Origin of the sequence: Burkholderia pyrrocinia, assembly GCF_003330765.1 — a bacterium.
GTDB classification, from domain to species: domain Bacteria; phylum Pseudomonadota; class Gammaproteobacteria; order Burkholderiales; family Burkholderiaceae; genus Burkholderia; species Burkholderia pyrrocinia_B.
In genome coordinates this window covers 72518-86830 of the sequence record NZ_CP024903.1, presented here as the reverse complement: position 1 = coordinate 86830, position 14313 = coordinate 72518, and the positions used below count along the sequence as shown (strand labels likewise).

Genomic DNA, 14313 nt, shown 5'->3' with positions numbered 1-14313 from the left:
GCTTATTTCATGTGCATATTCCGGGGCCGGGTCAAATGACAGCCGGAATCGGTATAACTCCGGACTATGCAACCGGGCAGAATTCAGTGTCGCATCGGCACCACACATTCTTCATATGACAGTCGCTGTCATATTCATTACGTGGCCCGCCGATAAAGTTGCCGCCGGTCCGTGAAAGCGCCCATAGAGTGCGCCGGAACCGCAACTGGACACGCCATTTATTCGCTCGGAGAATCCTTTGAACAAGAAACTGTTGACCATCGCCATCCTCGCAGCAACGGCTGGCGCGGCGCACGCGCAAAGCAGCGTGACCCTGTACGGCGTCATCGACGCCGGTATCAGCTACGTGAACCACAGCAAGAACGCGACGGGCGGCAGCAGCAAGCTGTTCAAGTACGACGACGGCGTTGCCCAGGGCAGCCGTTGGGGCCTGCGCGGCACCGAAGACCTCGGTGGCGGCCTGAAGGCGATCTTCGTGCTCGAAAACGGCTTCAACAGCGGCAACGGCACGATCGGCCAGGGCGGCGCGATCTTCGGCCGTCAGGCCTACGTCGGCCTGAGCCAGTCGCAATACGGCACGGTCACGTTCGGCCGTCAGTACTCGTTCTCGACCGATATCCTCGGCTCGAACTACTCGACGGGCGGCAACACGGTCGCGGGCAACTACGCGTACCACGTGAACGACATCGACCAGCTCACGTCGAGCCGCATCAACAACTCGGTGAAGTTCCAGAGCGCGAACTACTCGGGCTTCACGTTCGGCGCGTTGTACGGCTTCTCGAACTCGACCGACTTCGCCGGCGCAACGGGCACGGGCACCACGAACACGGGCGGCTCGTCGCGCGCATACAGCTTCGGCCTGAACTACGCGAACGGCCCGTTCTCGCTCGGCGCTGCTTACACGGACATCCGCTTCCCGAGCCAGTCGACGCCGGCGTTCTCGACGTCGATCGCGAACATCGCGCTGACCAACGTCCGCGACCTGCGCACGTACGGCGTCGGTGGCCGCTACGTCTTCGGCCCGGCAACGGCATGGCTGCTCTGGACGCGCACGCAGTTCACCCCGATCGCGAGCGGCGCGTCGGGCACGTTCTACAACGCGTATGAAGCAGGCGTGAAGTACGCAATCACGCCGGCCCTGTCGGCAGCAGCCGGCTACACGTACACGAACGCCACGCAAAGCGGCAGCTCGGCGCACTGGAACCAGGGCAACCTGGGCCTCGACTACGCACTCAGCAAGCGTACGGACGTGTATGGCCTGGTCGTCTACCAGAAGGCATCGGGCAACAACGTGCAGGCGCAGATCGGTTCGAGCACGAGCTACTTCAACACGTCGGGCAACGGTTCGTCGAACCAGCTGGCCGCTCGCGTCGGTATCCGTCACAAGTTCTAAAGCATCCGCTTAACTCGCGGATCACGACGGCAAGAAGCGCCCCGCTCCACGCGGGGCGCTTTTTTATGTGCTTTTAAGTTTCGCTTAATTCTGGGCTGAGAGGATGCTCTCACCCCCCCTGTTGGCCGCCTGAGCATCGGCGGCTTTTTTTTTGAAACGCCGACGGCGCCGCCATCGATTGCCCACAAGACAGGATCGGAGGCCATGATGATCGAAGATACCGTTTTCAGCCATCTGCACGCGATTCTGACGTGCCAACACTCGATGCCGGTCCAGAGCTGCCGCGTATCGGTCGAAATGCAGCGCCCGTGGGGCCGCCCGTATCGTCTCGTCGAATGGACGATGCATCTCGACGCGCCCGCGCGGCGCCAGATCGTGCCGGCCGAATCGACCGACGAAGAGATCGCCGAAGTCGTCGCTTCGCACGTGCCGGGGCGGCTTTACGGCGACGGCCGGCTGCAGTTCTGAACGCCCGTTTTTCCCGCCCGCTTCCCGCCTTTCGGCCGCCCCGCACGCGTCGTGCGGCAGTCGGTCTCGTTTGACGCGGCAACGAAACCTGCTACGCTGCGCGTTTTCGTCCACGCAACACACGATGGAAAACGCATTCAACGAACGCGGCGTCATGATCACGCGCAACGGCCTGTCGGCCGCCGGGCAGGTATTCGCACTGCGTGACATCCGCCAAGTCGACGTCGTCAAGATTCCGAAGAACCGCCTCGTTCCGTCGCTGATCTCGCTGATCGGCGCGGCCGCCGCCGTCGCAGGCGGCATCGGCGCATCGAGCGCCGCGCTCGTCGTCGGCGTGATGCTCGCCGTCGTCGGCTATCTCGCGTGGATCACGCAGGATGTCACGTATCGCCTGATGGTCGAGATGCCCGACGGCAAGCGCGAAGCGCTGTCGAGCGTCGACGCCGAGTTCGTCGAGCGCGTCGCGCAGGTCGTGCGCGATGCGCAAGCCGCGACGGTTGCCGGCTGATTCCGTTCGCCCGCCTGCACGCTTCGGTTCGTGGTGTCCGGATGCACGCGGCGAATTTCGGCTCCCGCGGCACGCCGCGACACACGACCGACGCATCGCCATCGCATCACCTTCCCGCCGCCTCATCGCAAGTGCCCCTCCGCTGCGTACGCCGACCGCCTAGTATGGAAAGAGCGGCCCGCCGCCGCATCGTCCGAGGAGGCACGCATGAACGTCCAATCGCTGTCCGGCATGCTTCGCGCGCAGGAACTGCTGCTCGTGTCGATGATCCGCGCGCTTCCCCTTGACGAACGCCGTGCGCTCGTCGACCTCTACACCGAACAGATCGCCTTCGCCGAACAGGCAGGCTTCGACGTCCACAGCGATCGCGCGACGCACGATGCGTTCATCGCGCATGCGCGCAGCCTGCTGATCCGCATCGAAGCGCTGGCCTGACGCGCCGGCGCGTTTCTCCCGAATTTCCCGGTGCGGCTCTCTCGAGCCGCGCAGGTAAGCGCTCACCCACGCGCGCCGCTTTCCTTCCTTGTATTGATAATAATTCTCATTTACACTGGTAAAGTTATCAGTTTCCTTTCAATTCGCCGTTCGCCGCATTCCGCGCGCGGGCGGGCCAGCCAGGTGAACGCGTCACCCAGCCAGCCTTCGGGCTTGTCATCGTCAATGGGGGACCACCTGTGCATTGCTATACGCTGGCGCGGCGGCCGATCTGTGCCGCGCTGTTCGGCGCGTTCGGCCTGTCCGCCGCCCCGGCTCACGCCGATTCGTCGCCGCAAGGCGCCACTCCGCCTCCTGCCGTCCTGCTCGCCGCGTCCACGCGCGGCGATGCGGCGCTGCTCGACCCCGTCACCGTCACGGCCACCCGCACCGCCACCGCTGCGAGCCGCACGGCTGCGTCCGTGTCGGTGATCACCGACGAGGATCTCGACGAACAGCAGGCCACCAACATCAAGGACGCACTGCGCTACGAGCCGGGCATCACGGTGCGCCGCACCGCGTACCGGCCCGGCAGCGCCGCACTCGGCGGCGGCCGCGACGGCGATTCGAGCATCAACATCCGCGGCCTCGAAGGCAATCGCGTGCTGCTGATGGAAGACGGCATCCGCCTGCCGAACGCGTTTTCGTTCGGTCCGCTCGAAGCGGGCCGCGGCGACTACGCCGATCTCGACACGCTCAAGCGGATCGAGATCCTGCGCGGGCCGGCCTCGGCGCTCTACGGCAGCGACGGCCTGACCGGCGCGGTGAACTTCATCACGAAGGATCCGCGCGACCTGCTGTCGATCTACAACAAGCCCACCTACTTCTCGTTCCGGCCGAGCTACGACTCGGCCGACCGCAGCGTCGGCGCGACCGTGTCGGCCGCGGGCGGCAACGATCGCGTGCAGGGGATGATCATCGCCGACGGCCGGCGTGGCCACGAGGTCGATACGCGCGGCAGCAACAACTCGGCGAGCACGCTGCGCACGACGTCGAACCCGCAGGATGTCTATTCCGAATCGCTGCTCGGCAAGCTCGTGCTGACGCCCACCGCGCGCGACACGATCAGGTTCACCGCGGAAACGGTGCAGCGACGCGTGAGCACGAATGTGCTCTCCGCGATCAATCCGCCGACCACGCTCGGCCTCACGACGAACGACCGGCTCGAGCGCAACCGCTTCAGCGTCGACTACGACTTCCGCGACGACGCGTTCCGCTGGTTCCAGACCGCGCACGTGCAGTTCTACTACCAGGACGCAAAGCAGGACCAGTACGCGTTCGAGACGCGCGGCAAGCTGCCTTCGCGTTCGCGCGACAACCAGTACAAGGAACGCACGTTCGGCGGCTCCGCGTTCGCCGAAAGCGGCTTCTCGACCGGGCCGCTCGCGCACAAGCTGCTCTATGGCGTCGACGGCAGCCTGTCGCGCGTGACGAACCTGCGCGACGGCACGGTGCCGGGTGTCGGCGAAGCGTTCCCGAACAAGGCGTTCCCCGACACCGACTACACGCTGTTCGGCGCGTTCGTGCAGGACCAGATCGGCTATGGCCGCCTGCTCGTCACGCCCGGCCTGCGCTTCGATACGTACCGGCTGACGCCGACCGGAAACGATCCGCTGTTCACCGGCAAGGCCGTGTCGACGAGCGCGAACGAACTGTCGCCGCGCGTCGCCGTGCTCTACGAGATCACGCCCGCGGTCATTCCGTACGTGCAGTACGCGCACGGCTTCCGCGCGCCGACGCCCGACCAGGTGAACAGCAGCTTCTCGAACCCGGTGTACGGCTACACGTCGATCGGCAACCCGAACCTGAAGCCCGAGACGAGCGACACGTTCGAAGCGGGCCTGCGCGGCAAGGCCGGCACGGGCTACGGCGTCGTGCGCTACAGCGCCGCTGCGTTCACCGGCCGCTACCGCAACTTCATCTCGCGCACGACGATCGCCGGCAGCGGCCGGCCCGCCGACCCGTTCGTGTTCCAGTACGTGAACTTCGCTGACGCGCGCATCCACGGCCTCGAGGGCCGCGCCGAATGGGCGATGCCGAACGGCATCACGCTGAAGACGGCGATGGCGTTCACGAAGGGCTCGACGCAAAACGACGGCGCGGCGAGCCAGCCGCTCAACACGGTCAATCCGTTCTCGGCTGTGTTCGGCGTGCGCTACGAGCCAAGCGAGCGCTGGTTCGTGCAGACCGACCTGCTGTTCCAGGCCGCGAAACGCGACAAGGATATCGACAAGTCCGACTGTTCGAACCAGGCGTGCTTCACGCCGCCGTCGTCGTTCGTCGTCGACCTGCGCGGCGGCTACCGCTTCAGCAAGCACGTGAGCGCGACGATCGGCATCCGCAACCTGTTCGACCGCAAGTACTGGAACTGGTCGGACGTGCGCGGCATCGCGGCCGATTCGCAAGTGCTCGATGCGTATACGTCGCCCGGACGCACGGTCGCCGTCAGCATGAAAGTGGATTTCTGATGCGCGCCGCCCGCGCTACCACCCCAACTGTTACTTGAAGGAGTCCGACATGATGCAATCCGCCCTTCCCGGTCAACCGGCCACGCCGGCCCGCGCGGCCGCCGCATTACGCGACGCGTTCGTCAAGCTCAAGACCGAGCGCCAGCTGCGCAACCGCGACGTCGCGCAGGCGCTCGGCATCAGCGAAGGCGAGGCGCTCGCCGCGTTCGTCGGCGAGCACGTCGTGCGGCTCGACGCGCGCTTTCCGGCGATGTTCGAGGAAATGCCGCGCCTCGGCCGCGTGATGGCGCTCACGCGCAACGACACGGCCGTCCACGAGAAGGACGGCGAATATGCGCAGATGAGCCATGACGGCCCCGTCGGCCTCGCACTCGGCGACATCGACCTGCGCATCTTCTACCGTCACTGGGTGTCGGCGTTCGCGGTGCACGACGAAACCGCGCACGGCCCGCTGAAGAGCCTGCAGTTCTTCGACGCGCAGGGTCATGCAATCCACAAGGTCTACCTGCGCGCGCACAGCGATCACGCCGCGTACGACGCGTTCGTCGCGCGCTGGCGCGCGCCGTCGCAGGCGCCGGGCCTCGACGTCGCGCCCGCCACGCCGAAGACGCCCGAGCGCGCCGACACCGAGATCGACGTCGCGGGCTTCCGCGCCGCGTGGGACGCGATGACCGATACGCACCAGTTCTTCGGCATCACGCAGCGCTTCGGCGTGAGCCGCATGCAGGCGCTGCGCCTCGCCGATCCGCAATACGCGTATCCGGTCGAAACCGCGCATGCGCTGCGCCATGTGCTCGAACGGGCTGCGCAGAGCGGCCAGCCGATCATGGTGTTCGTCGGCAACGCGGGGATGATCCAGATCCACACGGGCCCCGTCGCGAACGTGCGCGAGGTCGGCGCATGGATCAACGTGCTCGACCCGGGCTTCAACCTGCATGTGCGCGAGGACCTGATCGCCGCCGCATGGGTCGTGAAGAAGCCGACGAGCGACGGCCTCGTCACGTCGCTCGAACTGTTCGACCGGCAGGGCGACCATGTCGCGCTGCTGTTCGGCGAGCGCAAGCCCGGCAAGGTCGAACGCGACGACTGGCGCGCGCTCGTCGCGACGCTGCCGCCGGCGGCACGCGGGGACGCGCGGTGAGCGCGCGGTCGTTCGATCCGCGGCGTCGCGCGATGCTGGTGGGCGCGGTTACCGGCGCGCTCGCGGGCGCGCTGCCCGGCCGCGGGCACGCACAAGTTGCGCAGGCCGCACCGAAGCGCGTGGTCGTAATCGGCGGCGCGCTCGCGGAAACCGCGTTCGCGCTCGGCGGCGCCGAGACGCCCCGCTACCGGCTCGTCGGCGCCGACACGACCTGCACGTACCCCGACGCCGCGAAGCGCCTCCCGAAGGTCGGCTACCAGCGCGCGCTGGCGGCCGAAGGGCTGCTGTCGCTGCGCCCCGATCTCGTGCTCGCGTCGGCGGAAGCCGGCCCGCCGACCGCGATCGCGCAGGTGAAAAGCGCCGGCGTCGCGGTGACGACGTTCAACGAACGCCACGACGTCGAATCGGTGCGCGCGAAGATCACGGGCGTCGCGCAGGCGCTCGACGTGCGCGACGCGGGCGCCACGCTGCTGCAACGCTTCGATCGCGACTGGCAGGCCGCACGCGACGCAGTCGCCGCGCGCGCACCCGGCGGTGCGCAGCCGCCGCGCGTGCTGTTCGTGCTGAACCATACCGGCAACCAGGCGCTCGTCGCCGGCCAGCGCACGGCCGCCGACGCGATGATCCGCTACGCGGGCGCGCGCAACGCGATGCAGGGCTTCGATCACTACAAGCCGCTGACGACCGAGGCGCTCGCGGCCGCCGCGCCCGACGTCGTGCTGATCTCCGACGAAGGGCTCGCGGCCGTCGGCGGCCGCGCCGCGCTGCTCGCCACGCCCGGCTTCGGCGCGACGCCGGCCGGCCGCGCGCAGCGCGTCGTGTCGCTCGATGCGCTGTTCCTGCTCGGCTTCGGCCCGCGCCTGCCGCTCGCCGTCACGACCCTGCACCGACGCCTGTCGGATGCGCTCGCCTGATTCCGGACCGCCCCGATGCCCGCTCACGCTTCGCATTTTCCCGCGCCGTCGCCCGCCTCGCGCGCCGGCGCCGCGTGCGTCGGCACGTCGCGCCGCTTCGCGCCGTTCGCGCTGGCCGCGCTCGCGTTCCTCGTGTGCGCAATGTCCATCGTCGCGCTGTGCGTCGGCGCGTACCGCATTCCGCTTGCGGAAGCGTGGGCCGCGCTGACCGGTGATGCGGCCGCGCAGCAGGCGCGCGCGGTGCTGTTCGACATCCGCGCGCCGCGCGTCGCGCTCGCGCTGCTGGTCGGCGGCGGCTTCGGCGCAACCGGCGCGGCGATGCAGGCGCTGTTCCGCAATCCACTCGCCGATCCGGGGCTCGTCGGCGTGTCGAGCGGCGCCGCACTCGGCGCGACGACGATGATCGTGCTCGGCCCCGCGCTCTTTGCCGCACATGTAAGCGCGGCCGCGTTGCCCGTCGCCGCTTTCGCGGGCGCGCTCGCGGTCGCGGCGCTCGTCTGCCGGCTCGCCGCATCGCGCGGCCGGCTCGCGCTGCCGCTGCTGCTGCTCGCCGGCATCGCGATCAACGCGCTGGTCGGCGCGGCGATCGGGCTGCTCACGTTCGTCGCCGACGACGCGCAACTGCGCTCGCTGACCTTCTGGAGCCTCGGCAGCCTCGGCGGCGCGCAATGGTCCGCGCTGGCGGCCGTCGCGCCGTGCGTCGCGATCGGCTGCGCGCTGCTCGCGCGCGAACGCGACGCGCTGAACGCGCTGCAGCTCGGTGAAACCGAGGCGCTGCATCTCGGCGTGCCCGTGCAGCGGCTGAAGCGGCGCGTGCTCGTCGCGGTCGCGCTCGCGGTCGGCGCGCTCGTGTCGTGCGCGGGCATCATTGGTTTCATCGGGCTCGTCGCGCCACATTGCGTGCGCCTCGCGTGCGGCCCCGACCAGCGAATCGTGCTGCCCGGCGCCGCGCTGCTCGGCGCACTGCTGACGCTCGCCGCCGATCTCGCCGCGCGCACGGTCGCCGCCCCCGCCGAAATTCCGCTCGGCGTGCTGACCGCGCTGCTCGGCGCGCCGTTCTTTCTTGCGCTGCTGTTGAAAAGCCGCGGCGCGCTCGGTGGATAACCCTTCCTCACGACGACCATGCTGACCGCCCACCATCTCGACGTCGCGCGCCAACACAACGCCATCCTTCGCGACCTGTCGCTGTCGATCGAGCCCGGCCGCGTGACCGCGCTGCTCGGCCGCAACGGCGCGGGCAAGAGCACGCTGCTGAAGACTCTCGCCGGCGAACTGACCGGCAGCGTCGCGCCGACCGGCGTGCGCGTGACCGGCGTGCGCGTGACCGGCGACATCACGCTGAACGGCGAACCGCTCGCGCGCATCGACGCGCCGCGGCTCGCATGCCTGCGCGCGGTGCTGCCGCAGGCCGCGCAAGCGGCCTTCCCGTTCAGCGTCGACGAAATCGTGCTGCTCGGCCGCTATCCGCACGCGCGGCGCAGCGGTGCGCGGCACGTGATCGCGCATTGCGATCGCGACATCGCGTGGCGCGCGCTCGAACGCGCGGGCGCCGACGCGCTCGTCGGCCGCGACGTCACGACGCTGTCGGGCGGCGAACTCGCCCGCGTGCAGTTCGCGCGTGTGCTCGCGCAACTGTGGCCGGACGACGACGCGACGGCAAGCGGCCCGCGCTACCTGCTGCTCGACGAACCGACCGCCGCGCTCGATCTCGCGCATCAGCATCGCTTGCTCGATACCGTGCGCGCCGTCGCACGCGAATGGCGGCTCGGCGTGCTCGCGATCGTGCACGACCCGAACCTCGCCGCGCGGCACGCGGATACGATCGCGCTGCTCGCCGACGGCACGATCGTCGCGCACGGCGCACCGCGCGACGTGATGACGCCCGCTCATATCGCGCATTGCTACGGATTCGCGGTGAAGATGGTGGAAACCGGCGACGGTGCGCCGCCGGTCATGGTGCCTGCGTAGCGCGGGCGTGGCTCGCAAGATCGTTGTGTCGCTCGATGTCGCGAGCTGCCCTCGTTGGCGGCCTTCACGAATGCCCGCCGTACTCAATGCTCGACGTCCGTCGCGCCGAAGCTCCGCATCTTCCAGCCGAGCCGCACGGCGAGCATCCGCATCGAGAAGCCGGCCGCCAGCGCGACGAGCGTCGCGAATCCCGCGTCGATGCCGAGATGCTGCATCCCGACATACAGCGCACCCGTGACGAACGCGACGCTCGCATACAGTTCCTCGCGCAGGATCAGCGGCATCTCGTTGCAAAGTAAATCGCGCAGCATCCCGCCGCATACGCCCGTGATCGCGCCGGCCAGCACGACGATGATCGGCGCCGTGCCGGTCGACGCGCCGATGTCGCAGCCGATGATCGTGAACGCAGCAAGGCCGATCGCGTCGACCGTGACAAACAGCGCCTTCATCCGCGCAACATGCCGTGCGGCCCACGACGCGACGGTCGCCGCGACCAGCGTGATCACCAGGTACTCGGGATGCGCGATCCAGCCGAGCGGATAGTGGCCGAGCAGCACGTCGCGCACGGTGCCGCCGCCGAGCGCCGTCACCGCGCCGACGAGCGCGAGCCCGAAGCGGTCCATCCCGCGCCGCATGCCCATCAGCGCCCCCGACATCGCTTCCGCGACGATCGCAATCAGATAGAGCGTATGCATGGCGCGCGTCAGTCGTCGGTCCGGAACAGGTCGAGCACGCGTTCGCGCTCGGCCGCATCGACCGCGGCGGGCATCGGCGCGTCGGGCTTGCCGCTGTCGGCCGACGCATCCGTTGCATCCGTCGCTTGCGCGCCGCCACATGCGAAGCGACTGCGAATGTACGGCGGCACATCGGCCGTGCACGAACCGCGCGTGTATTCGGCATAGACGAAGTCGCCGTCGACGAGCGCGACGTCCTGCGGCGGCGTCGTATCGACCGGCGTGCGCCCGTCGACGGCCGTCTTCATGTAGTCGAGCCAGACCGGCAGCGCCAGCGTCGCGCCGGTCGCGCGCCCCATCGGGCGCGGCGTGTCGTAGCCGAGCCACGCGACCGCGACGATACCCGACGAGTAGCCGGCGAACCACACGTCCTTCGACCCGTTCGACGTGCCCGTCTTGCCGGCCGCGTCGTCGCGGCGCAGCGCGAGCACGCCGCGCGCGGTGCCGGCCCGCACGACGTCACGCAGCATGCTGTCCATCACGAACGCGTTACGCGCCGACACGACCCGCGCACCTTCCGGCGCCGTCGCCTCGTACATCGCGCCGCCGTGACGCTGCTTCACCGACAGGATCAGGCGCGGCTCCATCCGCGTCCCGCCATTGGCGAACACGCTGTACGCGCTCGCGAGTTCGAGCGGCGTCACGGCGCCCGCGCCGAGCGCGAGCGGCAACGAGGCCGGATTGCGCTGCGCGTCGAAGCCGAAATGCACCGCGTGCTGCTGCACGTAGCGCGCGTCGGCGGCCTGCATCAGGCTGACCGCGACCAGGTTCTTCGAGCGCACCAGCCCGCGCCGTACCGGGATGAAACCCTCGTAGCGGTTGCCGAAATTGCGCGGACGCCACGGCTGCGCGCCGGTTTCCGCATGCGTGAGCGTGCGCTGCGTATCGTCGACGAGCACGCCCGGGAAGTAGCCCTTCTCCAGCGCCGCCGAATAGACGAACGGCTTGAAGCTCGAGCCCGGCTGGCGGTACGCCTGCAGCGCATGGTCGAACACGTTGCGGCTGAAATCCGCGCCGCCGACCAGCGCGAGCATGTCGCCCGTCGCCGCGTCGAGCGACACGAGTGCGCCTTCGAGCCCGTTGCGCGCATCGCGCTTCGCGCGTGGCTGCCGATTCAGCGTGCGGTCGAGCGCGGCTTCGGCCGCGCGCTGGTCGCGCATCGAGATCGTCGTCGTCACGTCGAGGCCGAGCGTATAGGCGTCGTCGTGAAAACGCTCGACCATCATGCGGCGCGCGCGCTCGGCGACGTACGGCGCCGCGACGATCCCCGGCGGCGACGTGGTCGCCAGCGCGATCGGCGCATCGACGGCCGTGCGATACGTCGCGTCGTCGAGCTGGCCGAGCGCATGCATCCGGCCGAGCACATAGTTGCGTCGCGCGGTCGCGCGCGCTGGATTGACGACCGGGTTGAACGCGGACGGCGCCTTCGGCAGCCCCGCGAGCACGGCCGCCTCGCCCGCGCTCAGCGCGTCGAGCGGCTTGCCGAAATACACGTTCGCGGCCGCCGCGAAACCATATGCGCGCTCGCCCAGGTAGATCTCGTTCATGTACAGCTCGAGCAGCTTGTCCTTGCTGTATTCGCGTTCGAGCCTGGCCGCCATCAGGATCTCGGCGAGCTTGCGGCTCAACACCTTGTCGCGCGTCAGGTAGAAGTTGCGCGCGACCTGCATCGTGATCGTGCTGCCGCCCTGCCCCGGCTGCCCCGTCACGACGTTCGCGAACGTCGCGCGCGCAAGACCGCCGACATCGATCGCGCCGTGCTGGTAGAACTTCGCGTCCTCGGCCGCGAGCAGCGCCTGCCGCATCAGCGGCGGGATGCGTTCGAGCGGCACGAACTCGCGCCGCTCGACGCCGTATTCGGCCAGCAGTTCGCCGTCGCGCGAGAAGATCCGCAGCGGCAGCGCGGGACGATAGACGGCCAGGTGCTCGACGGACGGCAACTGCGTCCAGATGCGATGGAACGTCCATGCGCCGATGCCCGCACAGGCGAGCGTCAGGCCGAGCAGCGCGCCCGCGAGCGTGCGCCACACGCGTCGGTGCGGCGGTGCGGATGGCGGCGCGGGCGGCGGCGATGGGTTGGCGGTGTGGTCGGTCATGTCGGGCTCCTTCTTCAGTGCCGCGACGGCCGGCGCGAGCGGCGCCGATCGGTCACGAAAGGCGCGCATTGTCGAAGGGATGGCGCGAAACCGGAACCTTATTTAGCCAAAGTTTGGCAGGCTAAATTTTATTTAGGAAAGCGCGCCGGAGCCGTTCACGCGACACGTGCGGGCCGGTGGCGCGCCGTCGGGCATGCCGCGCGGCGCACGATCCGGTTCGCCTGTACCATCGCGTCATGTTCGATCGATACATCGACCTGTGGGGCCTCGTTCCCGACGGCGGCCCGATCCTGACCGCGAGCGGCGGCCTGCTGCCCGTCGTCTGGCACGCGCGGCCCGCGATGCTGAAGGTCGCCACGTGCGACGAAGAGCGTCTCGGCAATGCGCTGATGACCTGGTGGAACGGACAAGGCGCCGCGCAGGCGTGGCAGCACGACGGCGACGCGATCCTGCTCGAACGCGCGCAGCCGTCACCGTCGCTTGCCGGCTATTCGGCATCGGGTCGCGACGACGACGCGATGCGCATCGCGTGCGACGTCGTCGCCCGGCTGCACGCGCATCGTGCCCCCGAGCCGCCTTCGGTCGTACCGCTGCACGACTGGTTCTACGCGCTGCTGTCGAATGACGCGGAGAACGACGTGCTGCGCCGCTCGGCCACGGTCGCGCGCCAGCTGCTGGCCGCGCCGGCCGTCGACGAAGTCGTCCTGCACGGCGACATCCATCACGACAACATTCTCCATTTCGGCGCACGCGGCTGGCTCGCGATCGACCCGAAAGGGCTGCGCGGCGATCGCGCGTTCGACTACGCGAACCTGTTCTGCAATCCCGTGCACGACATCGCGGTCGATCCCGCGCGCTTCGAGCGGCGCGTCGCGCTCGTGGCCGACGCCGCGCAGCTCGACCGGTGCCGGCTGCTGCAGTGGATTCTGGCGTGGTCGGGCCTGTCCGCCGTGTGGTTGATGGAAGACGAACTGCCGCCCGATACGCGGCTGCAGGTCGCCACGCTGGCCGCAACCGCGCTCGGCCTGTAGCAAAACACGCCGCCCATGAAAAAACCCGCCGGCATGCACCGGCGGGCTTTCGCGTTCGACTGCTGGCGCCGCGCTTCAGCGCGCCGGGTTCAGCGTCAGGTTCATGTGACGGTTCACATCCTTGTACAGCAGGTAGCGGAAGCGGCCAGGGCCACCCGAATAGCATGCCTGCGGGCAGAACGCGCGCAGCCACATGAAATCGCCCGCTTCGACCTCGACCCAGTCCTGGTTCAGGCGATAGACGGCCTTGCCTTCGAGCACGTACAGGCCATGCTCCATCACGTGCGTTTCAGCGAACGGAATCACGCCGCCCGGCTGGAACGTCACGATGTTCACGTGCATGTCGTGGCGCATGTCGCTCATGTCGACGAAGCGCGTCGTCACCCACGCGCCGTCGGTGCCCGGCATCGGGATCGGCTCGACGTCCTGCTCGTTGGTCACGAATGCTTCGGGGAGCGGGATGCCGTCGACGACCTGGTAATGCTTGCGCACCCAGTGGAAGCGCACCGCGGCATCGCTGACGTTGTGCAGCGTCCAGTCCGCGCCCGGCGGGATGAACGCGTAGCCGCCCGGCTTCAGCACGTGCTTCGAGCCCTGCAGCGTCAGCTCGGCCTCGCCTTCGACGACGAACAGCACGGCTTCGGCATTCTTGTCCTGCTCGGGCTTGTCGCTGCCGCCGCCCGGGTTCACTTCGACGATGTACTGCGAGAAGGTTTCGGCAAAACCCGACAGCGGGCGAGCGATCACCCACAGGCGCGTGTTCGTCCAGAACGGCAGCCAGCTCGTGACGATGTCGCGCATCACCCCCTTCGGGATCACCGCGTACGCCTCGGTGAACATCGCGCGATCGGTCAGCAGATCGGTCTGCGGCGGGTGGCCGCCATGCGGCGCGTAATACGTTGTCTTAGACATAGTGCATCCAGGCAATGGGTTGGTCCGGCCCCTGGCGCAAACGGCATCGGGCGGCACGCACGCGTGTGGGGCACGCATGCGGCGGCGGGACATCGTTGCCGGGGTGGCTTGAAAGCGCATGCGCCTTCGTTCGGTCGGCCAGGCTTCGCGACGGGTCCGTCCGGTTCATCGGACGCGGCGGCCCATGCTTGTGGGTCCGGCGGCCG

The 14313-nt window shown here is 68.7% G+C and carries 13 protein-coding genes; 10 read left to right on the top strand and 3 right to left on the bottom strand.

The features are described from left to right. Positions 1–238: 238 nt before the first annotated feature. The 9 genes from CUJ89_RS17980 (at position 239) to CUJ89_RS17940 (ending at position 9334) form a co-directional block, all read left to right on the top strand. Positions 239–1393 carry a porin gene (locus CUJ89_RS17980; RefSeq protein ID WP_114178747.1) on the top strand — a complete coding sequence of 385 codons (1155 nt, stop codon included), beginning with the start codon at positions 239–241 and terminating at the stop codon, positions 1391–1393. A 207-nt stretch (positions 1394–1600) separates the two neighbouring features. Continuing rightward, positions 1601–1861: a DUF2866 domain-containing protein gene (locus CUJ89_RS17975; protein ID WP_011353838.1), complete on the top strand. Its 261-nt coding sequence runs from the start codon at positions 1601–1603 to the stop codon at positions 1859–1861. A gap of 124 nt (positions 1862–1985) precedes the next feature. Then, positions 1986–2369, top strand: a complete 384-nt coding sequence (locus CUJ89_RS17970) for a DUF6232 family protein (protein ID WP_114178745.1) — start codon at positions 1986–1988, stop codon at positions 2367–2369. A 207-nt stretch (positions 2370–2576) separates the two neighbouring features. Then, the gene (locus tag CUJ89_RS17965) at positions 2577–2804 is read left to right on the top strand and encodes a hypothetical protein (RefSeq protein ID WP_114178743.1); all 228 of its coding nucleotides are present in this window, start codon (positions 2577–2579) and stop codon (positions 2802–2804) included. Positions 2805–3043: 239 nt separating this feature from the next. Further along, entirely contained in the window at positions 3044–5311 is a 2268-nt protein-coding gene (locus tag CUJ89_RS17960; RefSeq protein ID WP_114178741.1) for a TonB-dependent hemoglobin/transferrin/lactoferrin family receptor, read from the top strand. A 49-nt stretch (positions 5312–5360) separates the two neighbouring features. Next, positions 5361–6452, top strand: coding sequence for a hemin-degrading factor (locus CUJ89_RS17955; protein ID WP_114178739.1), 1092 nt, complete (start codon positions 5361–5363; stop codon positions 6450–6452). Positions 6453–6484: 32 nt separating this feature from the next. Continuing rightward, entirely contained in the window at positions 6485–7366 is an 882-nt protein-coding gene (locus tag CUJ89_RS17950) for a heme/hemin ABC transporter substrate-binding protein (RefSeq protein ID WP_114181429.1), read from the top strand. A gap of 15 nt (positions 7367–7381) precedes the next feature. Then, on the top strand, positions 7382–8470 hold the full coding sequence (locus CUJ89_RS17945) for a FecCD family ABC transporter permease (protein WP_114178737.1): 1089 nt from the start codon (positions 7382–7384) through the stop codon (positions 8468–8470). Positions 8471–8488: 18 nt separating this feature from the next. Continuing rightward, positions 8489–9334 carry a heme ABC transporter ATP-binding protein gene (locus CUJ89_RS17940; RefSeq protein WP_114178735.1) on the top strand — a complete coding sequence of 282 codons (846 nt, stop codon included), beginning with the start codon at positions 8489–8491 and terminating at the stop codon, positions 9332–9334. An 83-nt stretch (positions 9335–9417) separates the two neighbouring features. Here CUJ89_RS17940 and CUJ89_RS17935 read toward each other — a convergent pair whose 3' ends face one another. Next, on the bottom strand, positions 9418–10029 hold the full coding sequence (locus CUJ89_RS17935) for a trimeric intracellular cation channel family protein (protein ID WP_114178733.1): 612 nt from the start codon (positions 10027–10029) through the stop codon (positions 9418–9420). Between the two features lie 8 nt (positions 10030–10037). Continuing rightward, on the bottom strand, positions 10038–12164 hold the full coding sequence (locus tag CUJ89_RS17930; protein ID WP_114181428.1) for a penicillin-binding protein 1A: 2127 nt from the start codon (positions 12162–12164) through the stop codon (positions 10038–10040). 236 nt (positions 12165–12400) lie between these two features. Here CUJ89_RS17930 and CUJ89_RS17925 point away from each other — a divergent pair, with 236 nt between their 5' ends. Then, complete coding sequence (locus CUJ89_RS17925; RefSeq protein WP_114181427.1) at positions 12401–13195, top strand: aminoglycoside phosphotransferase family protein; 795 nt, start codon at positions 12401–12403, stop codon at positions 13193–13195. A gap of 75 nt (positions 13196–13270) precedes the next feature. Here CUJ89_RS17925 and CUJ89_RS17920 read toward each other — a convergent pair whose 3' ends face one another. Then, positions 13271–14107, bottom strand: a complete 837-nt coding sequence (locus CUJ89_RS17920; RefSeq protein ID WP_114178731.1) for a bifunctional allantoicase/(S)-ureidoglycine aminohydrolase — start codon at positions 14105–14107, stop codon at positions 13271–13273. Between the last annotated feature and the right edge of the window lie 206 nt (positions 14108–14313).

Bases quoted from the DNA above. Each gene is read 5' to 3' on its own strand.
- CUJ89_RS17965 (WP_114178743.1), top strand. From the start codon at position 2,577: ATGAACGTCCAATCGCTGTCCGGCATGCTTCGCGCGCAGGAACTGCTG.
- CUJ89_RS17935 (WP_114178733.1), bottom strand. From the start codon at position 10,029: ATGCATACGCTCTATCTGATTGCGATCGTCGCGGAAGCGATGTCGGGG.
- CUJ89_RS17955 (WP_114178739.1), top strand. From the start codon at position 5,361: ATGATGCAATCCGCCCTTCCCGGTCAACCGGCCACGCCGGCCCGCGCG.
- CUJ89_RS17925 (WP_114181427.1), top strand. From the start codon at position 12,401: ATGTTCGATCGATACATCGACCTGTGGGGCCTCGTTCCCGACGGCGGC.
- CUJ89_RS17930 (WP_114181428.1), bottom strand. From the start codon at position 12,164: ATGACCGACCACACCGCCAACCCATCGCCGCCGCCCGCGCCGCCATCC.
- CUJ89_RS17945 (WP_114178737.1), top strand. From the start codon at position 7,382: ATGCCCGCTCACGCTTCGCATTTTCCCGCGCCGTCGCCCGCCTCGCGC.
- CUJ89_RS17950 (WP_114181429.1), top strand. From the start codon at position 6,485: ATGCTGGTGGGCGCGGTTACCGGCGCGCTCGCGGGCGCGCTGCCCGGC.
- CUJ89_RS17970 (WP_114178745.1), top strand. From the start codon at position 1,986: ATGGAAAACGCATTCAACGAACGCGGCGTCATGATCACGCGCAACGGC.
- CUJ89_RS17940 (WP_114178735.1), top strand. From the start codon at position 8,489: ATGCTGACCGCCCACCATCTCGACGTCGCGCGCCAACACAACGCCATC.
- CUJ89_RS17975 (WP_011353838.1), top strand. From the start codon at position 1,601: ATGATCGAAGATACCGTTTTCAGCCATCTGCACGCGATTCTGACGTGC.
- CUJ89_RS17920 (WP_114178731.1), bottom strand. From the start codon at position 14,107: ATGTCTAAGACAACGTATTACGCGCCGCATGGCGGCCACCCGCCGCAG.